This window comes from Halopenitus persicus (assembly GCF_002355635.1).
GTDB classification, from domain to species: domain Archaea; phylum Halobacteriota; class Halobacteria; order Halobacteriales; family Haloferacaceae; genus Halopenitus; species Halopenitus persicus_A.
This window is the reverse complement of record NZ_AP017558.1, coordinates 2,327,756-2,349,062: the sequence shown is the minus strand read 5'-3', so window position 1 is coordinate 2,349,062 and position 21,307 is coordinate 2,327,756. Positions and strand designations below refer to the sequence as shown.

Annotated in this window: 20 protein-coding genes; 3 read left to right on the top strand and 17 right to left on the bottom strand. The window is 70.3% G+C overall.

The window, feature by feature from the left end; translation table 11 throughout:
• Window positions 1-109: 109 nt before the first annotated feature.
• The 15 genes from CPZ00_RS11425 to cbiT all read right to left on the bottom strand — a co-directional run bounded on the left by CPZ00_RS11425 (window position 110) and on the right by cbiT (window position 15,775).
• Window positions 110-769: a class I SAM-dependent methyltransferase gene (locus CPZ00_RS11425; protein WP_096390991.1), complete on the bottom strand. Its 660-nt coding sequence runs from the start codon at window positions 767-769 to the stop codon at window positions 110-112.
• 160 nt (window positions 770-929) lie between these two features.
• On the bottom strand, window positions 930-2,255 hold the full coding sequence (gene gdhB, locus CPZ00_RS11420; RefSeq protein WP_096390990.1) for a glutamate dehydrogenase GdhB: 1,326 nt from the start codon (window positions 2,253-2,255) through the stop codon (window positions 930-932).
• The gene (locus CPZ00_RS15385; protein ID WP_157744233.1) at window positions 2,255-2,398 is read right to left on the bottom strand and encodes a rubrerythrin-like domain-containing protein; all 144 of its coding nucleotides are present in this window, start codon (window positions 2,396-2,398) and stop codon (window positions 2,255-2,257) included. Before CPZ00_RS15385 ends, gdhB begins: the two co-directional genes overlap by 1 nt.
• Before the next feature lie 173 nt (window positions 2,399-2,571).
• The gene (locus tag CPZ00_RS11415; RefSeq protein ID WP_096390989.1) at window positions 2,572-5,490 is read right to left on the bottom strand and encodes a bacterio-opsin activator domain-containing protein; all 2,919 of its coding nucleotides are present in this window, start codon (window positions 5,488-5,490) and stop codon (window positions 2,572-2,574) included.
• Window positions 5,491-5,744: 254 nt separating this feature from the next.
• Window positions 5,745-7,187, bottom strand: a complete 1,443-nt coding sequence (locus CPZ00_RS11410; RefSeq protein ID WP_096391703.1) for an amidase — start codon at window positions 7,185-7,187, stop codon at window positions 5,745-5,747.
• A 78-nt stretch (window positions 7,188-7,265) separates the two neighbouring features.
• The gene (locus CPZ00_RS11405) at window positions 7,266-7,637 is read right to left on the bottom strand and encodes a DUF3209 family protein (RefSeq protein ID WP_096390988.1); all 372 of its coding nucleotides are present in this window, start codon (window positions 7,635-7,637) and stop codon (window positions 7,266-7,268) included.
• Window positions 7,638-7,743: 106 nt separating this feature from the next.
• Window positions 7,744-8,985 (bottom strand): CbiX/SirB N-terminal domain-containing protein, encoded by a 1,242-nt coding sequence (locus tag CPZ00_RS11400; protein ID WP_096390987.1) that lies wholly within the window; start codon window positions 8,983-8,985, stop codon window positions 7,744-7,746.
• Window positions 8,985-9,725 carry a cobalamin biosynthesis protein gene (locus CPZ00_RS11395; RefSeq protein WP_096390986.1) on the bottom strand — a complete coding sequence of 247 codons (741 nt, stop codon included), beginning with the start codon at window positions 9,723-9,725 and terminating at the stop codon, window positions 8,985-8,987. The genes CPZ00_RS11400 and CPZ00_RS11395 overlap by 1 nt, the downstream gene beginning before the upstream one ends.
• A complete protein-coding gene (locus tag CPZ00_RS11390; protein WP_096390985.1) occupies window positions 9,718-10,110 on the bottom strand; it encodes a ferredoxin in 393 nt (130 codons plus the stop codon). The genes CPZ00_RS11395 and CPZ00_RS11390 overlap by 8 nt, the downstream gene beginning before the upstream one ends.
• Window positions 10,100-11,137, bottom strand: a complete 1,038-nt coding sequence (gene cobJ, locus CPZ00_RS11385; protein ID WP_096390984.1) for a precorrin-3B C(17)-methyltransferase — start codon at window positions 11,135-11,137, stop codon at window positions 10,100-10,102. Before cobJ ends, CPZ00_RS11390 begins: the two co-directional genes overlap by 11 nt.
• A 2-nt stretch (window positions 11,138-11,139) precedes the next feature.
• Window positions 11,140-12,057, bottom strand: a complete 918-nt coding sequence (locus CPZ00_RS11380) for a precorrin-3B C(17)-methyltransferase (protein ID WP_096390983.1) — start codon at window positions 12,055-12,057, stop codon at window positions 11,140-11,142.
• Window position 12,058: 1 nt separating this feature from the next.
• A complete protein-coding gene (gene cbiG / locus CPZ00_RS11375; protein WP_096390982.1) occupies window positions 12,059-13,159 on the bottom strand; it encodes a cobalt-precorrin 5A hydrolase in 1,101 nt (366 codons plus the stop codon).
• A 26-nt stretch (window positions 13,160-13,185) separates the two neighbouring features.
• On the bottom strand, window positions 13,186-14,181 hold the full coding sequence (locus tag CPZ00_RS11370) for a cobalt-precorrin-4/precorrin-4 C(11)-methyltransferase (RefSeq protein ID WP_096390981.1): 996 nt from the start codon (window positions 14,179-14,181) through the stop codon (window positions 13,186-13,188).
• On the bottom strand, window positions 14,178-15,110 hold the full coding sequence (locus tag CPZ00_RS11365; protein WP_096390980.1) for a cobalt-factor II C(20)-methyltransferase: 933 nt from the start codon (window positions 15,108-15,110) through the stop codon (window positions 14,178-14,180). Before CPZ00_RS11365 ends, CPZ00_RS11370 begins: the two co-directional genes overlap by 4 nt.
• Window positions 15,107-15,775 (bottom strand): precorrin-6Y C5,15-methyltransferase (decarboxylating) subunit CbiT, encoded by a 669-nt coding sequence (cbiT, locus tag CPZ00_RS11360; RefSeq protein ID WP_096390979.1) that lies wholly within the window; start codon window positions 15,773-15,775, stop codon window positions 15,107-15,109. The genes CPZ00_RS11365 and cbiT overlap by 4 nt, the downstream gene beginning before the upstream one ends.
• A gap of 148 nt (window positions 15,776-15,923) precedes the next feature.
• Here cbiT and CPZ00_RS11355 point away from each other — a divergent pair, with 148 nt between their 5' ends.
• The 3 genes from CPZ00_RS11355 to CPZ00_RS15755 all read left to right on the top strand — a co-directional run bounded on the left by CPZ00_RS11355 (window position 15,924) and on the right by CPZ00_RS15755 (window position 18,489).
• A complete protein-coding gene (locus CPZ00_RS11355; protein ID WP_096390978.1) occupies window positions 15,924-16,739 on the top strand; it encodes a DUF7839 domain-containing protein in 816 nt (271 codons plus the stop codon).
• Between the two features lie 118 nt (window positions 16,740-16,857).
• Window positions 16,858-18,099: an adenosylhomocysteinase gene (locus tag CPZ00_RS11350; RefSeq protein ID WP_096390977.1), complete on the top strand. Its 1,242-nt coding sequence runs from the start codon at window positions 16,858-16,860 to the stop codon at window positions 18,097-18,099.
• Window positions 18,100-18,180: 81 nt separating this feature from the next.
• Window positions 18,181-18,489, top strand: coding sequence for a hypothetical protein (locus CPZ00_RS15755; protein ID WP_199243354.1), 309 nt, complete (start codon window positions 18,181-18,183; stop codon window positions 18,487-18,489).
• A 1-nt stretch (window position 18,490) separates the two neighbouring features.
• On the opposite strand, the gene CPZ00_RS11340 is transcribed toward CPZ00_RS15755, so the two are convergent.
• Both CPZ00_RS11340 and CPZ00_RS11335 read right to left on the bottom strand, forming a co-directional pair.
• Window positions 18,491-19,273 (bottom strand): energy-coupling factor transporter transmembrane component T family protein, encoded by a 783-nt coding sequence (locus CPZ00_RS11340; RefSeq protein ID WP_096390976.1) that lies wholly within the window; start codon window positions 19,271-19,273, stop codon window positions 18,491-18,493.
• Window positions 19,270-21,273, bottom strand: coding sequence for an ABC transporter ATP-binding protein (locus tag CPZ00_RS11335; RefSeq protein WP_096390975.1), 2,004 nt, complete (start codon window positions 21,271-21,273; stop codon window positions 19,270-19,272). Before CPZ00_RS11335 ends, CPZ00_RS11340 begins: the two co-directional genes overlap by 4 nt.
• Window positions 21,274-21,307: the final 34 nt, after the last annotated feature.

Below are 21,307 nucleotides of genomic sequence, written 5' to 3'. Positions count from 1 at the left end.
GGAGGTATCGATCCGGCGTTCGTTGTCGCCGCCGATACCGTCTCGGGGGAACGTGTTCGCCGGTTGGTCTCATCGGTCGGGCGTCGCGTTCATCGGTCGGGCGTCGCGTTCATCGGTCGTCTCCTTCCTCGGGTTCCTCGTCGAGCCCGGTGTCCCGTGGCGGATACGACTGCCGCGAGCCGGTCGACTTCCGCGCGACCACCCGGGCGGTCGCCCGTGATTGTCCGTCCGGCGGGTGCTCTCTCCCCTCGTCGTACTGCAGGATCGTCAACCCGAGGGACGCCCGGAGCAGCTCGTTCGCGGCCAGCCGGTAGCGCGGATCGCTCGAGCCGCCCGGGGTCGGATCGGTCGACCGCAGGTGGTGTTCGACGAAGAGGTAGCCGCCCGGGGCGATCGCCTCGGTCAGGTCCGCGAAGCGGTCGAGACACCGGAAAAAGCTCACCGTGACCAGCGCGTACCGCTCGGCCGGAAGCCCGTACGTCGAGAGGTCGGCCTGTACCCAGTTGATCCGGTCGTCGACGCCCCGGTCGACCGCGTTCGCGCGGGCGGTCTCGAGGCCGGCCCGCGCCAGATCGACCGCGTCGACGGTGTATCCCGACTCGGCGAGGGCGAGCGCGTTGCGACCGGTTCCGGTGGCGACGTCGAGCGCCCGGCCGTCGGGCGCCGCGGACAGATATCGACGCAACACCGGGGAGGGATCGGGGTCCGTGGGGTACGACTCCTCGCGGAACCGCTCCTCCCACTTCGATCGAATGGTCCGGTCGGTCATCGGCGAAGTGTTCGGACGGCGGGAATACGGAGGTGTCGATCGGCCGGGTCGGCAGGGGTCCTCGATGGTGTCGGTCGACCGGGATACCTCGGTGGTGTCGGTCGACCGGGATACCTCGGTGGTGTCGGTCGACCGGGTCACCCCGGCGGGGTACTCCCGGCTAGGGCCAGAGTCCCCGGACGTCGTGGGCCTCGGCGACCCGGGAGAGCGCGACCACGTAGGCGGCGTCCCGCCAAGTGACTTCGCGCGCCTCGCGCTCGCGCCGGACGGCGTCCCAGGCGTCCAGCATCTCCGATTCGAGCTCCTCGCGGACGCGCTCGAGCGACCACGACCGGCGGTTGATGTCCTGGAGCCACTCGAAGTAGGAGACGGTGACGCCGCCGGCGTTCGCGAGGATGTCGGGGACGACCGGGATCCCCCGGTCCGCGATGATCCGGTCGGCGGCGCTCGTCGTGGGGCCGTTGGCGCCCTCGACGACGAGATCCGCCCGGATCCGGCCGGCGTTCTCGGCGGTGAGGACGTTCCCGATCGCGGCCGGGATCACGACGTCGACGTCGAGCTCGAGCAGCTCCCCGTTGGAGACCGTCTCGGGCGCCGGCTGATCCAGCACCGCTTCGGGCTCCTCGTCGTGTGACGGGATCGCGTGCGTGTCGAGCCCGTTCGGGTCGTAGAGCCCGCCGTTGACGTCGCTCACGGCGACCACGTTGGCGCCCCAGTCGTCGAGCAGCCGGGCCGCGTTCGACCCGACGCTCCCGTAGCCCTGGATCGCGACGTCGGTCTCGCGGACGTCCATCCCGTGGTAGTCGATCGCCTCCCGGGCGATGATGGCGACGCTGCGTCCGGGGGCCTCGGCGCGGCCCTCGCTCCCGCCGATCACGGGCGGTTTGCCCGTGACGACGCCGGGGACGGTCTCGCCCTCCTGCATCGAGTAGGCGTCCATCAGCCACGCCATGGTCTGCGGGTCGGTCCCCATGTCGGGAGCCGGGATGTCGACGGTCGGTCCGATCGAGTCCCGGATCTCCTCGGCGAACCGACGGGTCAACCGCTCCGTCTCGGCGGTGCTCAGATCCTTGGGATTCACCGCGACGCCGCCCTTCGCCCCGCCGAATGGCAGGTCCATCACGGCGCACTTCCAGGTCATCCACATCCCGAGCCCGACGCACTCGTCGCGGGTGACCTCGGGGTGGTATCGCAGACCGCCCTTATACGGGCCGCGCACGCTGTCGTGGCGGGCACGGTAGCCGGTGAAGACCTCGACGGTTCCGTCGTCGCGCTCGACCGGGACGGTCACTTCGTGGACCGCCTTGGGATGGGCGAGCCGCGCGACGATGTTCGGGTCGATGTCGATCCGGTCGGCTGCGCGATGTAGCTGGCGGCGCGCGGTCTCGAGGGCCGATTCGGGTTCCGAATCGGCGTCGGCGGCGACGGCAGCGTCGGCGCCGGAGTCGGCCTCGACGCCGCGCTCCGGCTCCGATTCCGCCGCCATTATTCGATGGGTGTGCCGCGGTTGCGAAGCTCGCCGCCACACTCCGTGCACTCGCCCGGCGGCTCGGCGGCCACCACGGTGGTTCCGCACTGGAAGCATTCGTACTGCGTTCGGTCGTCGGTAGAGAGGGTTGCGTCCTTCATGGGTTCGTGAGCGCCGTCCCGCGGCGCGCTCTATCAGGGGATAATAGGCGTATAAGGGAATGGGTGATCGTTAACCACAGAACGTCGGTTCTCCATAGGGGTTCGTTATTGAACCACCCACGGATCGGCCGTTCGGCGACGGGTCACTCCTGGACGGCTCACGTCGCGACGGGTCACTCCCGGACGGCGAGCGGTACGCCCCCGTCCTCGAAGAGCGCGCCGAACACCTTCCGCTGGACCGTCCGGACGTGCCGGTAGAACGCGGGCGGGGAGATGTCCAGCGTTTCCGCGACCTCCTCGCCGGTGTGCTCCCGTGGCGACTCGAAGAAGCCGCTGTAGTAGGCCGTCCGGACGACTTCCAGCTGGCGGTCGGTCACGTCCGCGAGGACCCGCGCGGACCGGTCGTGGTCGGGCGCCCGATCCAGGGTCCGCTTCGACCGGAGCTCGACGTCGGAGAAGGCCTCGCGGACGAGCTCGGTGACCTTCCGGAGGTCGATCCCGTCCGGGACCTCGACGACGAGCGTCGCCCCGTCGGGATCGGCGGTCGCCTCCCGGAAGACGGCGCCGTGGTCGGCGAGTTCCAGCGCGAGGAAGGGCCGGGTGAGCCGGAGCCGCAACACGCCGCCGTCGCCGTCCCCGGGAGCGCCGTCACCGCCGCTCGATCCGTTCGCGCTGATCCGCCGAACTTCGTCGATCGCGACCAGGCCGGCGGCCGCCTCCGCGACCGCGTCGATCGGCGCGTCCTCGACGGTGACGAACACGTACCGCCCCTCGTCGGTCTGTCGAACGCCGCCGTGGTAGGCGATCGTGCAGTCGGCCCGGCGGGCGAGCCGCGAGAGGACGAACGTCGGGTCGTCGACCGCGAACTCGACGCGGGTCATCGAGGTCGTGAGCAGGGCCTTCTTGCGCTCGTTGGCGCTGAGTCCGGCGGCGATCGTCTCCCCGAGCTCGTCGAGGACCGCCCGGGTCGTGTCGTCGAAGGCGTCACGGGTCGCCGCGTAGACCGTGAGCACCCCGTGCGAGAGGTCGTTGTACACGAGCGGGATGCTCACCGCCGAGAGGTACTCCCTGGAGAGGGCCTCCGTGCGCCACGCTTCATCGCGAAGTCCGTCGGCGACGTTCTCGACGACCGTCGTCTCCCCGGTCGCCGCCGTCCGTCCGGTCGGGTCGCCGTCCGCGGCGCCGACCGTGAACGGTCGCGCGTCGAGGTAGCCGTGTTCCTCCCCCGCCCACGCCCGGGGCTCGACGGTCCCGGTCCGTCGGTCGACCGTGCCGATCCACGCGAACCGGAACCGGTCGTCGGCGCTGAGGAGTTCACAGACCGAGTGGTCGATCTCCTCGCCCGTCTCCGCCCGGACGACCGCGCGGTCGATCGCCCGGATCGTCTCGTTGACCCGGTTCAGATCGGTCAGCTCCTCGTTGCGGCGCTGGAGCGTGCGGTCCTGCTCGCGGAGCCGGGATTCGCGGGACACGCGGTCGAGCGCCGCCTCGGCGGTCGCGGCGAGCAGGTCCGCAAGCTCCCGCGTGACGTCGTCGAAGGCGCCGACCGCCGTGGACCCGGCCATAAAGACGCCGTGGTCGCCGAGGGGGATGTAGGCGACGCTGCGGAGGTCGGTCGCCCGGTTCGCGAGCCGGTCGTCGTCGTGGACGTCGTCGACGAACAGGGGCTCGTCAGCGACGAAGCTGTGGCCGACCAGCGTCGTCCCGTCGGCGCCGACGGCCGGAAGGGGTCCGTGCACCGCCCGCATCCGGGCCGAGCGCGCGGCCGGCCGGAGCTCGGTGGCGTCGGCGTCGAAGAGGTAGACCGCGCTCGCGTCCAGGTCGAGCACGCCCGTCGTGTCGTCGACGACGTGGCTCGCGATCTCCTCGTGGGTCTCCGCGTAGAGGAAATCGCGTGCGGTCTCCTGCAGGGTCGCCAGCGCCTCCTCGCGCTGCTTCCGCTTCGTGACGTCCCGACAGCTGTACAGCAGCGTTCCGCCCTGGATATCGACCTCGCGGACGTTGACCAACAGGGTGTGCTCCCGGCCCGCCTTGTCGGTGGCGGTGCACTCGATGTTCTTCAGGACGCCCGTCTCGGCCAGCTCCTCGCGGTCGAAGAGGTCCGCGCCGAGGAGGTCGTCGATCGTCCCCAGATCCTCGATCTCCGCGGCGGTGTACCCGAAGATGAAGTGGACGTTCGGGCAGACGTAGGTGTACTCGCCCGCCTCGTCGGTGATGAGGACGGTGTCGGTCATGTTGTTGAGCGTGACGCGGTGGAGCTCCTCGGACCGGCGGAGGTCACGCTCGAGCGCGACGCGGTCGGTGACGTCGACGCCCTCGACGACGATCGAGGTGACGGTTCCGCGGTCGTTCCGGACGGGCCGGATCGACAGGTCGATGACCGCCGGGTCCTCGAGCGACGCCGACCGCGAGACGACCGCGTTGCCGAACGACCCCTCGCGGGCGGTCTCGACGAGCCGCCGGACGTCGGCCATCGTCCCCTCGGCGGCCGACCACCAGGGAAGCGTCCAGAACGGCTCGCCGACGAGGGGCCCGGCGTCGGCGTCGATCAGGTCCCGCGCGGTTCGGTTGGCGCGCTGGAGGGTTCCGTCGGCGTCAAGCACCCACGTCGCGGTACGCGTGTCTTCGAAAACAGCGTCGAACCGCCGGGCCCGCTCGCGGCGCGTCTCGGTCCGCCGGGCCGTCGAGATGGCGCGTTCGGTGCGGTCCAGCAGTTCCTCGACGGCGGCTTCGCCCGGTTCGACGGATCCCTCCATCGACTCGGGGAGCGCGAGGTAGTCCGTGACGCCGGCGCCGATCAGCTCGCTCGCGACCGTCTCGTCGCCGTCGGCGGCAGCGACGATTACGGGCAGCGTCGGCGATTCGTCCCGGACGTTCGCGAGGAGGTCGACCGCCGTCGCGTCCGGAAGGTCGACCCCGCTGACGAGACAGTCGACCGGCTCCGACCGGACGGTCTCGAGCGCTGCAGCCGCGGTATCCGGTCTGCGCACGTCCGCGCCCGCCGCCGCGAGCGCGTTGGCGTACCCGTCGAGCGCCGCGGCGGCGACGACGACCACGCGGGCCGACTCGAGGGATGCCGTGGTCGCCGTCATGGTTCGGTGGTCGCCGTCATGGTTCGGTGGTCGCCGTCATAGTTCGGTGGTCGCCGTCATAATTCGGTGGTCGCTGTCATGAATTGTGTGTGACCCGGTCGGTTCCGGGAGTCGAACTCGGTTGGATGGGGTTTATAATCACATGGCCTAGACGTTGCCGGTTCGGTATTGAACTACGCCATCAGTTGACGGTGAGCCGCTTTCCCGGTCGGAACCGCTGCGATCGGATGGTCCGAGATACGGTTATAGGACCGTCACGCCGGATACGCGTCGTGCCACGGTCGCTCCCGCTCGATCGCGGCGCTGGCCGCCAGCACGACGTCGTCCGCGTGGCGGCGCCCCACGACCTGCATCCCGACGGGGAGCCCCTCGTCGGTGAGGCCGGCCGGAACCGCCCCGACGGGGTGGCCCGAGAGGTTGAACGGCTGCGTGAGCAGCCAGCCGCGCAGCCGGTCGACCGGCGTTCCGTCGACCGTCTCGGGATGTTCGCCGTGTTCGAAGGGAACGACGCCCAGCGTCGGCGTCACGAGGAGGTCGTACTCCCGCAGCAGGTCGACGATGCCGTCGTAGACGCCGGTCCGGACGACCTGGGCCCGTTCGTACTCCCGGGTGGAGACGTCGGACGCCTCGAGGATCGTCTCGACGGTGACCGGGCGAAGGCGGTCGCGGTCCGCCCCGCGCGGGTCGAGTCCGTGGTCGCGTTCGAGGCCGTCGAACAGCGACTCCCAGAGGACCTTCGCCATCGTGTAGTACGCCTCGAGGATCTCCGCCCGGTCGTACCCGAGGTCGGGGTCCGCCCGCTCGACCGTCGCGCCCGCGTCGTCGAGGGCGCCGACGGCGTCGTCGACGATTTCCCGAACCGTCGGCTCGACGGGATACGTGCCCAGGTCGGAGCTGTAGGCGACGCAGAGGTCGTTCACGGGACGCTCGGTCGCAGCCAGGTAGTCCGTCCCGTCGGCCGGGAGGCTGAACGGGTCGCCCGGGTCCGGTCCCGCCATCACCTGGAGCATCAGCGCCGCGTCCGCGACCGACCGGGCCATCGGTCCGGTGTGGGAGAAGGGCGTGTGGTCCGCGAAGGCGTTGGGACGGTCCACGCGGGGCACGCGTCCGAACGACGGCTTGAGCCCGAACACGTGACAACACGATGACGGCGTCCGGATCGACCCGCCGGTGTCCGACCCCTGTGCGATCGGTACGAGGCGGTCGCCAAGCGCGGCGCCGGCGCCACCGGAGGACCCGCCGGCGATCCGGTCCGGGTCGAACGGCGTGCCGGTCGGGCCGACGACGCGGTTGTCCGTGGTACAGCCCAGTCCGAACTCCGGGGTGTTCGTCTTGCCGACCACGATCGCCCCGGCGTCCCGGAGCCGGCGCACGAACTCGTCGTCGGCCTCGGCGACGTGGTCAGCGAACAGCTTCGACCCGAAGGTCGTGCGGACGCCGGCGACGTCGTCGAGGTCCTTGATCGCGACCGGCACGCCGTGGAGCGGACCGAGGTCGTCGCCGCGCTCGATGGCCCGCTCGGCCTCCCACGCGGCCTCGCGGGCGGAGTCCTCGGTGACGGTCACGAAGGCGTTCGTCCGGTCGTTTCGCGCCGCGATGCGGTCGAGCACCGCGTCGACGACGTCGACGGGCGAGCGGTCGCCGGTTCGGATGTCACGCGCGAGACGCGTCGCGGAGAGCGTGTGGATGGCAGGCACGTTCGTACGGGGATCGATCGGCACAAAAACCTGCCCCTCACCGGCGAGGACGCACGTCCGCAACGCCGGGACCGCGTCCTACTCCTCAGCCGGGAACGTCTCGTGGAGCACGTCGTGGGCGTCGGCCAGCCCCGCGAGCACGCTCTCGCCCTGGTCGGTCAGGCGGTGTACCGCGCGTTCGGCGTCGCGGACCGCGACCAGGCGGCCGCGAAGGTAGTCGTATTCGGGGTCGTCCGGGTCGGTCGCGGCGACCTCGGCCTCCAGGTCGACGAGCGCGGCGTCGAGGTGGCGCTCGATCGCGTCGAGCGTCCCGGCGTTCGCGAGGGCCTCGATCGGCCCCTCGAGGTGGCCCTCGAGTTCGGCCTCGGCGTGTTCGCGGGCGGCTCGATCCCCGGTTCCGAGGACGTTCAACAACGCGAGTCGGAGCGCTTCGAGTTCGTGGCAGCTCATGGGTGAATGGTGTGGTGTCTCAGGGTCGGTTGATGGGTCGTTCAGCGGTCGGTGCGTCGTTGAGTGGTGGATACGTGGTTAGTAGTCGGTACGTATACGGTAACGGTCACAACGTGACGTCGACGAGCTCGGAGACGATCCGCCCCCGGTCGAGATGTGACGAGACGATGCGTTCGGCATCCGCCTCCGCGACGTCGCCGTACCAGACGCCGTCCGGATAGACGGCGACCATCGGTCCGTCGCCGCAGCGACCGAGACAGGACGACCGCGTGATGCGCGCCTCACAGGCGTCCGAGTCGCGGGCCGCCTGCCGCAGACGCTCGAGGACCGCCGCGGAGCCGTCCGCCGCGCAGGTGCGGTTCGTACAGACCGCGACGTGGTGCTCCGGCGCGTCGTGTGTATGCGGTTCCGCGTCAACGTCGTCCCGGTCCGCGTGGGAGTCGCGGTGGGTCATCGCCCGCAGCATCGCCCGGGCGCCGCCGACGTCCTCCTCGTAGCCGTCCAGCTCTACCTTGTACTTGCAGGTGTCACAGGACATCTCGACGCTGTCGGTCCGGGCCGCCTGCCAGCGGTCGCCGAGCACGTCCAACAGTCGGTCGTCGGTCCCGAGCGGGTCCCCCGCGGCGGCGGCGACGTAGGGGTACTCCGCGTCGAAGGTCGCGGCCCCGTCGCGGATCCGCTCGGTCAGGACGCCGTCGCCGAGCATGTACGGCAGCACGACCACGGCGTCGGGCCGTCCGGCGGCGAGCCGGTGGAGCGTCTCCGCGAGCCGCGGCTCGGTCACGCCGATGAACGACGCCGCGACGCGGTCGAAGGCGCGCCCCTCCCGGAGCAGCCGGGCGAGCTTGTGGACGTCGCCGTTCGCGTCCGGGTCGCTGGACCCGCGGGCACAGACGACGACCGCGACCTCGTCGGCCGTCCGGTCGACGCCCAACTCGGCTTCGACCGCCGCCGCCCGATCGTCGAGCAGGTCGACGATGGCCGGATGGATGCCCAGATGCGAGCCGTTGTGGATCGTCAGCTCCGGGTGCGCCGAGCGAGCCTCCCGGACCGCCAGCGGCACGTCGGCCTTCACGTGGCTCGCGGCGAACAGCGACAGCTGCACGACGGTGACCCGCGAGACGGCGCCGGCGAGCCCGGCGATCGCCTCGTCGATCGACGGCGACGCCAGCTCGATGAACCCGGCGTCGACCGGGATCCCGAGCCGCCGTTCCAGGCCGGCCGCCAACTCGCGGACCTGCTCGTTCGACCGCTCCCGACGCGACCCGTGGCCGACCAACAGGACGGCCTCGTCGTCGAGCGCGGTCGGAACGGTATCTCCCGTCACCGGCGATTCGGCTCCGGCCATCACTCGTCCTCCGGCGCACTCACATCGTCCAGCGCGCCCACGTCGGCGCCGGTCGCGCGCTCGACGCTCCGGCGGAGTTTCGCCCGTCGGTCGGCCGCGTAGAGCCCGGAGTCCTCGCTGCCGGCGTAGACCCACTCGGCGAACTCGGCGACGTCGGCGTCGTCCGCCAGCCCGAACCAGTAGCCGCCCGACGACGTCTCCGCGAGGTCGTCGGTCGGCACGTGCGGCGTGGCCGCAGACAGTTGCGAACGGACCGTCTCGAGCAGCGCGCGGTCGTCGTGAACGAACGAGACGCCGACCGAGCCGGTCGACTCCCGAAAGCACACCGTCCCGCAGGCCTCGAGCAGCCCGCGGATCAGTCGTGCGCGGTGCTCGCGAAACGCGTCGAAGCGGTAGCCCCCCGGCTGGCCGTCGATGGGGAGGCCGAAGGCCGCGCTCGCGCGCTCGGCCGGCGCGCCGATCACCTGGATCTCGTACTCGTCCTCGAACCGGACGATCGAGGCGTCGTGTGCCGACTCGCGGGCCTCGACCCGGTGGTCGGTGCCGGCCCGGCTCGTTCCCGCGATCGCCGCGAGCGCCTCGGCGGCGGTGGCGTCGCCGGCACGGGTCGTGACGCCGTCCGTCGTCACCTCGCCGTCGCCGGCGACGCGTCCCCAGAAGTACGCCGTCTCCGGGGTTGCATCGAGCAGATCAGCGGCGGGCTCGATCCCCACGTCGTGGTCCGGAGCCGCGTCACTCATCGGTGGACACCTCCGACCCGGCTGCGGGAGCGTCCGTCACGTCAACCGCGGGACCATCGGCTGCGTCGACCGCAGGATCGTCGGTCGCGTGGACCGCAGGATCGTCGGTCGCGTCGACCGTGATCGCGTTCACCGGACAGGCCGCGGCGGCCGCCTCGGCATCCGCCAGCCGATCGTCCGCGAACCGGGCGACGATCGTGTCCGCGCCTGCGGAGGCGCTACCGAGCGCGTCGTCGCCGGGTTCTTCCTCCCCGATCGTCGCCAGCCCGTCCGCCGCCTCTCGAAAGCGGTCGTCGCGGACGAGGCAGGCGAAGACGCCGTCGCAGGCGTCCCGGTCGAGGGTCACGCGGTAGGCCCCGTCTCCCCGTGTCGACTCAGTAGTCATACTTGGACTCGTAGCCCCGGGGGGTCACCATCCGATCGTCCCAGACGTACGTCTCCGCGTTGCCGACCAGGATCGTCGTCGTCATGTCGATCAGGTCGGTCTCGCCGAGGTCCTCGAGTTCGCCCAGCTCGACGATCTCGACGCGCTCGTCCTCGCGGCCGGCGCCGTGAACGATCCCGACCGGCGTCTCCGGGTCGCGGTGTTCCAACAGGATGTCACAGCACGTCTCGAAGTTCTCCCGCCGCTTCCGGCTCCAGGGGTTGTAGATCGCGATCGTGAATCCCTCGGGCGCGACCGCGTGGAGCCGCGACTCGATCTCGTCCATCGGCGTCAGGTGGTCCGACAGCGACACGCTGACGGTGTCGTTGACCAGCGGCGCGCCGAGCCGGGCGCCACAGGACTGGGCCGCGGGCACGCCGGGGACGACCTCGAAGTCGACCGCCTCGGCGGTCGCGCCCTTCGACTCGAGGATCTCCAACGCCAGCCCCGCGAGCGCGTAGACGTTCGGGTCGCCGCTGCCGATGATCGCGACGTCGTTGCCGGCAAGCGCCCGGTCGATCGCCTCCTCGGTTCGCGAGACCTCCCCGCACATCGGCGTGTCGTAGAGCTCCTCCGCGGACTCGACGACGTCCTCCGGAAGGAGCTCGATGTAGGTCGTGTAGCCGACGATGTGGTCGGCCGCGGAGAGGGCCGCGCGGGCTCGCGCTGTCATCCCGTCCGGCTGGCCGGGGCCGAGCCCGACCGCCACGAGCCGGCCGGGGTCGGCCGCGAAGTCGTCGGCGCTCGAGCCGACCCGCTCGTCGGTCGCCTCCCGTTTCGTCGCTGCACCGTTCGATCCACCGCACTTCGAGGCCGAATCCGTCGTCGATCCCGAGTCCGCGGTGGAGGCCGAATCGGCCGTCGAGCCGGCGGTCGACGCGCCGCATTTCGAGGACGATCCGGCGTCGAGGTCGGTGGAACCGGTGGTGTTGCTGGTGTCGGTTCGGTCCGTCGAATCGGCGTCGTCGGTGGTGTCGTTCGTGCTCATAGTTAGAAGTCGTCGACGTCACGCCCGCCGCGTGGGGTGACGAGGTGTTCGCCCTGGTCGTTCTCCCAGACGGTCGTCTCGTGGGTGCCGACGAGGATGGAGGTCCCCATCCCGCCGACCTCGTCGTCGTGGTCGGTCGCCTCGCCGAGGGTGGTGATGGTGTGCGTTTCGTCCTCGAGGTTGCGCCCCGCGTCGCCGCGGCCGGCGTCGTTGACGATGCCGACCGGCACGTCGTCGGACCGCTCCTCGCGGATCACCTCGATCGCGCGCTCGTAATCGCGCCAGCAGTTGTACAGGACGATCACGAAGCCGCTGATCGCGGCCGCGCGCAGCTTCTCCTCGATCTCCTCCCAGCCGCGCCACTTGTCCGACAGCGAGACGGTACAGAAGTCGTTCGACAGCGGCGCGCCCAGGTTGGCCGCACAGCCGAGCGCCGCGGTGACGCCGGGAACGATCTCGATCGGCACGTCGCGGGCGTCATCGGCGTCGGCCATCGTATACAGGAGATCGCTTTTCCCGTAGACGTTGGGGTCGCCTCCGGAGACGTGCGCGACGTCCTCGCCGGCCCGAACGCGCTCGAAGGCCTCTCGGGCCAGCTCGACCTGCCGGCCCATCGAGGACCGGACGAGCGTCTGCCGGGTTCCGTCGGGGCGCTCCAGGACGGTCCCGTCGTCGGTCTGAGCACCGCCGTCCGTGGCTGCGGAATCCGACGTCTCGGCCGCCTCCTCGACCGCCGCGCTCTCGGGCGGCAGCGTTCCGTCGCGCCGCAGGAACTCCTGGTAGAGGTTCGAGGCGATCACGCAGTCGGCAGTGGCGATCACGTCGCGAGCTCGCTGGGTCATCGCGTGCGGGAGCCCGGGACCGATCCCCACGACGTAGAGGGTTCCGTAGTCCGTGGTATCGGAGTCGGTTCCCGCCATCCTATCGCCCCACGGCCACGGTCACGGCGTCGTCGAACCGCTCCTTCTCGCGCGCGAGCTCGTGCTCGCGGCCGCCGGCGATCGCGGACGCCTCGGCGATCCCCGGCCAGCCGATCAGCTCCTTCGAGCGGGACGGCGACGGGCCCTCGAACTCGAGGAGCGTCTCCTTCTCGAAGAGGACGACGCCGGCGTCGATCGCCTGCGCGGCCTCGTAGAGACCTTCCTCGTCCTCCTTTCGGGTTCCGGTCGCGACGAAGTCGACGTCGTCGACGGTCAGCTCGAGATCGTCGAGTGCGGTCTCCCAGGCGTCGAGGACCTGCTCCGCCCGGACGCCCGAGACGGTCCCGGTGCCGAGGACGACGCGATCGGTCGCACTCTCGTCATCGCCGTCGTCGCCACCGCCGTCGTTCCCGCCGTTTCGCTTGAGGACGGTCACGTCGTCGTCGACGAGGACCGCAGCCGGTCCGTCCAGGCGGGCGACCGGTCCCAGTTCGTCGTTCAGGACGGCCAGGTTCGTCGCCACCGTCGAGTCGCCGTTGACGACGTGGCTATCCAGCGCCTTCGCCTTGCTCTCGACGCCCTGCTTGCCGGCGGCCTCGCTGGCGGTGGTCATCGCCGGGACCGCGCCCAGCCGCGAGAGGTCGTGGGCGACCTGGTTCGCGCCGTGGTGGCCGCCCGTGATCGGGATCGCCCAGGTGAGTTCCTCGTCGACGACGACGATCGCGGGGTCGTCCCACTTGTCGTCGAGTAGGGGCGCAGTCTTGCGCATCGCGATGCCGGAGGCCATCAGCCCCAGGAAGCAGTCGTACTCGCCCCAGTGCTCCGCGAAGACGTCACCGTGGTACTCGATGACGTCGATCCGGTCGTAATCGTCCGCGAGCTCCGCGACGATCTCCTCGGCGGTCTCGAGCTTGCGCTCGAAGCTGATGATCGCGAGCTCCTCGGCGACCTCGCCGTCCGAATCGGGCGTCGAGCAGTGGCCGCCGGAGTCGTCGGCGTTCGCGTCGGTCGCTGCGTCGGCGTTCGCGTCGGTCGCTGCGTCGGCGTTCGCGTCGGTCGATGCGTCGTCCGTCGTCGTGTCAGCGTCGATGTCCGTGCTCATCGGTGAATCAGTCGGATCAGTCGTCGTTAGTCGTCCGCCCCGCCCACGTCGGTCCCGGGAGCCTCGCTCGCGTCGGCCTGGGGAGTCGCATCGCCGTCGGCCTCGGAGGCCTCGCTCGCGTCGGACTCGGAGACCTCGTCCCCGTCGGCGCCGCGGTTCGCCCAGTCGCCGTAGAGGTAGGACCGCTCGTAGCCGGTCTTCCGGGCGGCGTCGCCGATGACCACGAGCGCGGAGGCGCGATAGCCCGCGTCCGCGACCGTCTCGCCGATCGTCGCGATCGTGCCCTCGATCACGTCCTCGTCGGGCCAGGAGGCGTGGTAGACGACCGCCACCGGCGTGTCGGGATCGTGGCCCTCGGCCAGCAAGCGGTCCATCGTCTCGGCGATCGCGTGGGTGCCGAGGTAGATGCAGGTCGTCACGTCGCCCATCCCCACGAACTCCCCGATGTGGTCATCCGCGGGGTCGAGCGTCTTCCCCTGCGGACGCGTGAACGCGACGTGGTTGGCCACGCCGTTGAGCGTGAGCTGGGTTCGGAGGGTCGCGCTGGCGGCGAACGCCGACGTGACCCCCGGCACGATGGAGGTCGAAACGCCCTCGTGCTCGAGCGCGTCCATCTGCTCGAGCGCCGCGCCGTAGATCGCGGGGTCGCCGCTGTGGAGTCGGACCACGTTCCGGCCCCCCTCGTGGGCGTCCCGCATCAGCGGGATCAGCTCCTCGAGGTCCTTGCCGACGCTCGAGACCAGCTCGGCGTCGGCGCAGTACGCCTCGAGCAGCTCGCTGTTGACGAGCGACCCCGCGTGGACGACCAGATCCGCCGCCTCGAGGAGCTCGCGACCGGTCACGGTGAGCAGCCCCGGGTCGCCGGGACCGGCCCCGATGAAGGGGATCACCTCGTCGAGGTCCCCGACCTCGCCCGCGGTCCGCTCGTGGATTCGCGGGTCCCTGGATTCGGCGTCAGGTCCCGTCCCGGAACCGCCTGCATCGCCGGTTTGGGCGTCGATGGCCGCCTGTGGGTCGGTCATCGGCGACCGCCTCCGGTTTCCTCGAGATTCGCAGTTCCCGGGGTCGTTTCCGGCGGTTCAAGCGGTCGGTCGCCGCAGGCCTCGCTCTCGGCCAGCTCTGCGGACGCGTGGTGCTCGTCGGACGCGCGGTGCTCGTCGGACGCGCGGTCGAGGGCCCCGGAAAATCGGACCCCGCCGTCGGCGGCGGTCCCAGTCGCGTCGGTGGCCGCGTCGCCGGTCGATTCGGAGGCCGCATCGGACGCCGATTCGAAGGCCGCGGTCGCCGGCCGGTCGAAATCGACGTCGCGTCGCTCCGCGTACGCGAGCGTGTAGTAATCGCGGTCGGCCAGCGCCGCGGGATCGTCGGTCACGACCGTCTCCCCCTGCTCCATGAAGAGTCGGCGGCCGTAGACGACGTCGTAGCCCGCATCGACCAGTTCGTCGTGGGTCGCCGGGACGTCGGTGACCTTGAACAGCACCATCCGGTCGGGGCCGGTCGGCGCCGTGCCCCGGGGCGCCTCGCGGAGCGTCAGGCTCGAGCCCGCGGCGACCTCGACCCCGAGCGCGGTCGTGAAGGCGGTGACGGCGCTCACGCCGGGAACCACCTCGAGGTTGACGTCGGGGTGGAACGCCGCGAGCGTCCGCCGGAGGTGCCCGAACGTGGAATAGACGTTGGGGTCGCCGAGCGTGACGAACGCGGCCGTCCCCTCGCGAGCACGCGGGGCGATCTCGGCGGCGGCCTCACGCCAGGCCGTCCGGAGTTCGTCCTCGTCGCGGGTCATCGGGAAGTCGAGATCGCCGATCCGGGACTCGGGAACGTGTTCGGTCGCGACCGACCGCGAGAGCCGGCCGGGCGAGTAGACCACGTCCGCACGGTCGAGGACGTCCCGGCCGCGAACCGTCACGAGGTCGCCCTCGCCGGGACCGAGCCCGACGCCGTAGAGGGTCATCGGTCGGCCTCCGCGTCGCCACCCGTCCCGCCGATCAGCATATACACCGGATTGTCCGAGTCGAAGCTCGTCGCGCCGGCCAGCTCGTAGCCGTGGCTCACCTGGAACTGCAGGACGTCCTCGAGGAGCCCCCGGTCCCGGAAGGCGGTCGCGGCCGCGCCGGCGACCTCCAGCCGGGAGACGTTCATCACCACGCGATCGACGCCGGTCTCGACGGCGTGGTCGAGCACCGCCTCGTAGTTCCGGCTGCCGCCGAGAAACAGGACGTCGGCGTCGGCCGGGAGCCCGGCGGGCGCCTCCGTTTCCCGGATCTCGACGGTCGCGTCCGCGGTGCCCTCGCCGACGTCCGTGGTACCGTCGCCGGCGTCCGCGCTGACCGTCCCCGTCTCGGTGTCGTTCGCTGCGACTTCGGTGTCGTTCGCCGCGGCCTCGATACCGTTCGCCGCGAGGTTCTTCCGCGTGACCGCCGCCCGTTCGGGCTTGCGTTCGATCGCCGTCACCCGACCCGCCCGGCGTGCCGCCTCGACGGTGACGGCGCCGGTGCAGGATCCGACCTCCACGAGGTGGTCGGTCGGATCGAGATCGAGTTTCGACAGCAGGACGGCCCGAACCGCGGGTTTCGTCGGGCCGGCCTTCGCGTCGTGTGGGAGCGAGACCTGTGCCATCGATGGAAACAACTCGGGTGGACCGTAAAACAATTTTGGTTGTTTTAGAACTAATTCAGTTGTTCAAATGGCGCGAGAGCGGGCGAAGAGCACAATCTCGGACGGGATAGACCAAAGATATTTGCGTTCACCGCCCGCAGATCCGACGATGGCGGAACACGCGGCGGAATCCGAGGAGTTCGGCGTGCTCCGGAGCAAGCGCAACGCCACCCGGTATCAGATCCTGGTGGAGATCGCCGAGCGCCAGCCGGCGGTCAACCAGCGGGAGGTCGCCGACGCGATCGGCATCACCGCCCAGGCGGTCAGCGACTACCTCGGGGACCTGATCGAACAGGACTACGTGGAGAAACACGGCCGGGGGCGCTACGAGGTGACCAAGGAGGGCGTCGACTGGCTGATCTCCCAGACCGAGGAGCTTCGGGGGTTCATCCAGCACGTCTCGGAGGACGTGATCGGGCAGGTCGAGGTGGAGACCGCGATCGCCACGACCGACGTCGCGGAGGGCGAGACCGTCTCGCTGACGATGCGCGACGGCGTGCTCCGGGCGATGGCCGGCGACACCGGCGGCGCGACCGCGGTCGCCGTGACCGACGCGGACGCCGGCGGCGACGTCGGGATCACCAACTTCCAGGGCGTCGTCGAGTACGACCTCGGCGCCGTCACCGCGGTGTCGATCCCGCACGTCCGCGACGGCGGGAGCCGGACCGTGGATCCGGACCGGCTCCGGGAGCTCGCCGCCGACCACGACCTGCTGGCGGTCGCGGGCGTCGAAGCGTTGGTCGCCGCGACCGACGCGGACCTGGAACCGGACGTCCGGTTCGGAAGCGCGGCGGCGGTCCAGGAGGCCGCCACCAAGGGGATCGACGTGCTGTTGCTCGCCACCGCGACCCGGCTGTCGGCGCACACGGACGAGCTCCGCGAGGGCAACGTGAGCTACGAGGTCGTCGACGCCGCCGAGGAGTAGCCGGTCATTCCGGAACTGAGCCGATCATTCCGGAACCGAGTCGATCATTCCGGAACCGAGTCGGTCGCTCCCGCCCGAAGTGGCCAGCTATTTGACCGCCGGCGCGAATGGGCCGGATATGAGCCAGCAGACGGACCCGTTGACGTGGGCGCGCGACTACTGTCCTATCCTCCGATCGTTCCAGGACGAGTACGGCGACGACGAGCCCCTCGCGGGCCACACCGTGGCCGTCGCGACGCACCTCGAGGCGAAAAGCGGGATCCTGGTCGAGACGCTGCACGCCGCGGGCGCGGACGTGTTCTTCACGCCGAGCGAGCCCCAGTCGACCCACGGCGACGTCGTGGAGGCGCTCGACGCGATCGAGGGCGTCACCGCCTTCGCCTGGGAGGGAATGACCGACGAGGAGTTCGACGACCAACAGCACGAGCTGCTCGAGAACGAGCCCGACTTCATCCTCGACGACGGCTGTGAGCTCATCTCGAAGGCCCACGCCGACCACCCCGACGTCGCGGCGGACGTGATCGGCGGCGGCGAGCAGACGACCGCCGGGATCACCCGCGTCGAGGCGATGGAGGAGGAGGGCGTGTTGGAGTTCCCGGTCTACACCGTCAACGACACGCCGATGAAACATTTCTTCGACAACGTCCACGGGACCGGCGAGTCCGCGCTCACGAACATCGCGATCACCTCGAACACGATCCTCTCGGGCAAGGACGTCGTCGTGGCCGGCTACGGCTACTGCGGCCGCGGGATCGCGCGCAAGGCCCGCGGGATGGGCGCACAGACGATCGTCACCGAGGTCGACCCCCGAAAGGCGCTGGAGGCGCACATGGACGGCCACCGCGTGATGTCGATGGCCGAGGCCACCGACGTCGGCGACCTGTTCATCACCACGACCGGCAACCGCGACGTCATCCGGAAGGAGCACTTCGAGGCGATGGCCGACGGCGTCCAGCTCGCCAACGCCGGCCACTTCGACGTCGAGATCGACGTCGACGCGCTCGCGGGGCTCGCAAGCGACACCTCGACCCCGAAGGAGGGCGTCACCCGGTACCACATGCCCGACGGTCGCGACATCAACCTGCTGGCGGACGGCCGGCTCGTGAACCTCACCGGGCCGTACAGCCAGGGTCACCCCGCCGAGGTGATCGACACGACCCACTCGATGATGTTCGTCGCCGCCTACGACCTGATCGTCGAGAACCGCGATCTCACGCCCGGCGCCTACGCGATCCCGGACCGCCTCGACCGCGAGGTCGCCGAACGGAAGCTCGAGACCCTCGACGTCACGATCGACGAGATGATCGAGTCCCAGCGCGAGTACGCCACCGACTGGCGGCACGAGGGGAGTAGCTTTTAACTACCGGCGTTCGACTCGCCGGTATTGCTTATAAATCCGGGAGCTACCGTTTTTGCGCCGGGGGCCGTCGTCCGACATAGAATGCCCGAGCTCGTGGTCTTCGTCCTCCTCGCCCTCCTGGTCGTGCAGATCCCGATCGCGGCGATCGTCTATCTCGATGCCCGTCGACTCGGACTGGAGAACCCCGAGACGTACTGGCTGGGGATCCTGATCCCGACCGGCGGCCTGATCGTGATCCCGGTGTATCTCTCGCGGCGACGGGAGCTCCCCAGGAAATCGTCGACTGAGGGAGAAGACGAGGAAGCCGGAGGTGGGGGAGAAGCCGGAGGTGGGGGAGAAGTCGGAAAAGATGGAGGAGACGAAGAAACCGAGGATGATGTATTTAAGTGATTTATAAAGTGCCGTACCCGGCGAGCCGCAGCCCGACGACGCCGACGATCACCACGAGCGAGGCGACCGTGACCGCCCAGTCGATGCCGCCCATCGAACTCGCGCCGTAGAAGGTCCGGTCGCGGCGGGTGTCGAAGCCGCGAGCCTCGAGCGCCATCGACTGGGTGTTGACGTTCCGGAAGGCGGTCATGAAGACCGGCACGAGCAGGGGGACGAAGCTGCGAAGCCGCTCGATCAGGTTGCCGTCCGAAAGGTCCAGCCCGCGCGCCTCCTGGGCCTGCTTGACCGTTCCGGCGGCGTCGATGAACGTGGGGAACAGCCGGAGCGCCGTTCCGACGGCGAAACAGAACGCGAACGGGATCCCGAGCTGGCGCATCCCGCTGACGATCTCCTCGTTCGAGGTCGTCGTCACGAACAGCAGTCCGCCGACGATGAAAACGGCGATGCGCTCGGAGCGACCCAGCGCGAACAGCAGCTCGCGCTCGGAGAGCACGAGCGGGCCGAGGTCGATCACGGTCGGGCCGCCCGGGCCGGTGAACAGCGGCCAGACGACGAGCCCGACGACGAACAGCGCGGCGACGATCGGCGAGAGCCGCTTGAAGTTTGGCCAGCCGCCGACGGCGATCAGGGAGACGAAGGCGACCACGAGCGGGACCGCCGCGAACCGCGGGTCGTCGAAGATGTATCCCGAGACGAAGATCGCGAGCACGAACGCGAGGGTGCTGCGCGCGTCCAGCCGATGGATCCACGTCCCGCGGTCGACGTACAGCGAGGTCGCGCTCATCGGTCCACCTCCGCGTCCGCCTCCTCCTCCGCGTCCGCCTCCGACTCCTCGGCGGCATCAGCGGCCGTGTCGGTTTCCAACCCGGCCACGAGCTCGTCGATCGACAGGGCGGGCAGCGCGTCGTCGATCCCGGCCGCGGCCGCCAACTCGTGTGACGCTTCGACGACGTGGGGGGGCTGGAGGTCGTTGTCAGCCAGCAGGTCGGCGTCGGCGAACAGCTCGCGCGTGCTCCCGTCGAAGACGACCCGCCCATTTTTAAGCACGGCAGTGCGCGGTGCATACCGCGCGACCGTGTCCATCGAGTGGGTGACCATCACCACGGTGACCGCCTCCTCGCGGTTGAGCTTGGCGACGAGCTGCATGAACTGCTCCTGCTGGGTCGCGTCGAGGCCGGTCGTCGGCTCGTCGAAGACGATCACCTCGGGGTCGGTCGCGAGGATCCCCGCGAGCGCGACCCGCTGGCGCTGTCCCTTCGAGAACGCGAAGGGGTCGGCGTCCTCGAGCCCGTCGAGCTCGACGGTCTCGAGCGCCTCGCGCACGCGCCGGTCGAGCTCCTCGCCCTCGAGCCCGAAGTTCTCCGGGCCGAACGCGACCTCCTCGCGCACCGTGTCCGCGAAGATCTGGTGGTCGGGGTTCTGGAAGACGTACCCGACGTCGCGGCCGATCCCTGACATCGAGTAGTCAGCGACCTCCCGGCCGTCGTATCGGACGCTGCCGGCGTCGGGCTCGTGGAGCCCGTTGAGGTGTTTCGCGAGCGTCGTCTTCCCCGAACCGTTGTGGCCCACGAGCGCGATCACCTCTCCCTCCCGGACCGTCAACGAGATCCCGTCGACTGCACGGACCGGTCCCCGGTCGGTTCCGTACTCGAAGACCACGTCCTCGAGCTCGAAGACCGGATCGCCGAGATTCGTCCCCGTGCCGGCGGGCGCGCCGGGAGCGTCCGTGGAGCTCGCAGCACTCGGCGCGTCGGTCGTGCCCGACGATCCGGATGTCGGCGTCTTCCCGTCAATCCGGGCCGGCGGCGTCCACGTCAGCCCGTGGTCGGCGGCGGCGCCGGGAACCTCCTGGGGGATCAGCGGCAGGTCCGCGTTCGGGAGGCCGAGGCGGTCGAACGCCTCCACGAGCGGCGGGACCGCCACGCGGGACTCGCGGAGCGACTCGACGTCGGTGAACACCTCGCGGGCCGGCCCCTCCCGATAGACGGTTCCGCCCTGCAGGAGGACCGCGTGGTCGGCCAGCAGCGCCTCCTCGATCTTGTGAGTTACCATCACGATCGTTTCGGGACCGTCCCAGTCCGCGTCCGCAGCGACGGCCGTCGCGGACGCGCCGGGGCTCCGGTCGAGGTTCGCGCCGGCCAGCGAGCCGATCGCCGAGAGGAGCTCCCGGGTTCCGGAGGGGTCGAGGTCGCTCGTCGGTTCGTCGAGGACCAGCAGCCGCGGGTGCATCGCGGCCACGCCCGCGAAGACGAGCCGCTGTTTCTGTCCGCCCGAGAGCCCGGAGGGTTCTCGCCGGCGGTCGAGCGACTCCAGGCCGGCGAGCCGGAGCGTGTCGTCGATCCGGTCGTCGATCTCCGCGGGCGGGACCGCGATGTTCTCGGGACCGAAGGCCACCTCGGCCGCGACGCTGGTGCCGAACAGCTGCGCCTCGTAATCCTGGAGCAACATTCCGACGTCGGTCGCCATCTCGCTGACGCGCGTGGCGGTGGCGTCGCGTTCGAGCACGTCGACCTCCCCGGCGAAGGAGCCGGTGATGAAGTCCGGAATGATCGCGTTGAGCGTCCGGAGCAGCGTGGATTTCCCGCCGCCGGAGGCGCCCATCACGACCGTGAAGGAGCCGGCCGGGACGTCGAGATCGACGCCCCGGAGAACGGGCCCCTCGCGCTCGTCGGGGTCGACGTCGGTGGTGTCGAGGGTCTCGGGGTCGGGAAGCGTCTCGTCCCGGTCGTAGGAGAAGACCACGTTTCGGAGCCGGGCCGCGATACCGTCTTCCTCGTCCGTCATTGGATATCTGTCCAAAACGAGGCCGCCCGGGTAG

Excerpts from the sequence above, each read along its gene's own strand:
- CPZ00_RS11390 (WP_096390985.1), bottom strand. The coding sequence starts at position 10,110 with ATGACTACTGAGTCGACACGGGGAGACGGGGCCTACCGCGTGACCCTC.
- CPZ00_RS11395 (WP_096390986.1), bottom strand. The coding sequence starts at position 9,725 with ATGAGTGACGCGGCTCCGGACCACGACGTGGGGATCGAGCCCGCCGCT.
- CPZ00_RS11335 (WP_096390975.1), bottom strand. The coding sequence starts at position 21,273 with ATGACGGACGAGGAAGACGGTATCGCGGCCCGGCTCCGAAACGTGGTC.
- CPZ00_RS11425 (WP_096390991.1), bottom strand. The coding sequence starts at position 769 with ATGACCGACCGGACCATTCGATCGAAGTGGGAGGAGCGGTTCCGCGAG.
- CPZ00_RS15385 (WP_157744233.1), bottom strand. The coding sequence starts at position 2,398 with ATGAAGGACGCAACCCTCTCTACCGACGACCGAACGCAGTACGAATGC.
- cbiG (WP_096390982.1), bottom strand. The coding sequence starts at position 13,159 with ATGAGCACGGACATCGACGCTGACACGACGACGGACGACGCATCGACC.
- CPZ00_RS11370 (WP_096390981.1), bottom strand. The coding sequence starts at position 14,181 with ATGACCGACCCACAGGCGGCCATCGACGCCCAAACCGGCGATGCAGGC.
- CPZ00_RS11400 (WP_096390987.1), bottom strand. The coding sequence starts at position 8,985 with ATGGCCGGAGCCGAATCGCCGGTGACGGGAGATACCGTTCCGACCGCG.
- CPZ00_RS11380 (WP_096390983.1), bottom strand. The coding sequence starts at position 12,057 with ATGGCGGGAACCGACTCCGATACCACGGACTACGGAACCCTCTACGTC.
- CPZ00_RS11355 (WP_096390978.1), top strand. The coding sequence starts at position 15,924 with ATGGCGGAACACGCGGCGGAATCCGAGGAGTTCGGCGTGCTCCGGAGC.
- CPZ00_RS11340 (WP_096390976.1), bottom strand. The coding sequence starts at position 19,273 with ATGAGCGCGACCTCGCTGTACGTCGACCGCGGGACGTGGATCCATCGG.
- CPZ00_RS11415 (WP_096390989.1), bottom strand. The coding sequence starts at position 5,490 with ATGACGGCGACCACGGCATCCCTCGAGTCGGCCCGCGTGGTCGTCGTC.
- cbiT (WP_096390979.1), bottom strand. The coding sequence starts at position 15,775 with ATGGCACAGGTCTCGCTCCCACACGACGCGAAGGCCGGCCCGACGAAA.
- CPZ00_RS11365 (WP_096390980.1), bottom strand. The coding sequence starts at position 15,110 with ATGACCCTCTACGGCGTCGGGCTCGGTCCCGGCGAGGGCGACCTCGTG.
- CPZ00_RS11405 (WP_096390988.1), bottom strand. The coding sequence starts at position 7,637 with ATGAGCTGCCACGAACTCGAAGCGCTCCGACTCGCGTTGTTGAACGTC.
- CPZ00_RS11350 (WP_096390977.1), top strand. The coding sequence starts at position 16,858 with ATGAGCCAGCAGACGGACCCGTTGACGTGGGCGCGCGACTACTGTCCT.
- gdhB (WP_096390990.1), bottom strand. The coding sequence starts at position 2,255 with ATGGCGGCGGAATCGGAGCCGGAGCGCGGCGTCGAGGCCGACTCCGGC.
- CPZ00_RS15755 (WP_199243354.1), top strand. The coding sequence starts at position 18,181 with ATGCCCGAGCTCGTGGTCTTCGTCCTCCTCGCCCTCCTGGTCGTGCAG.
- cobJ (WP_096390984.1), bottom strand. The coding sequence starts at position 11,137 with ATGAGCACGAACGACACCACCGACGACGCCGATTCGACGGACCGAACC.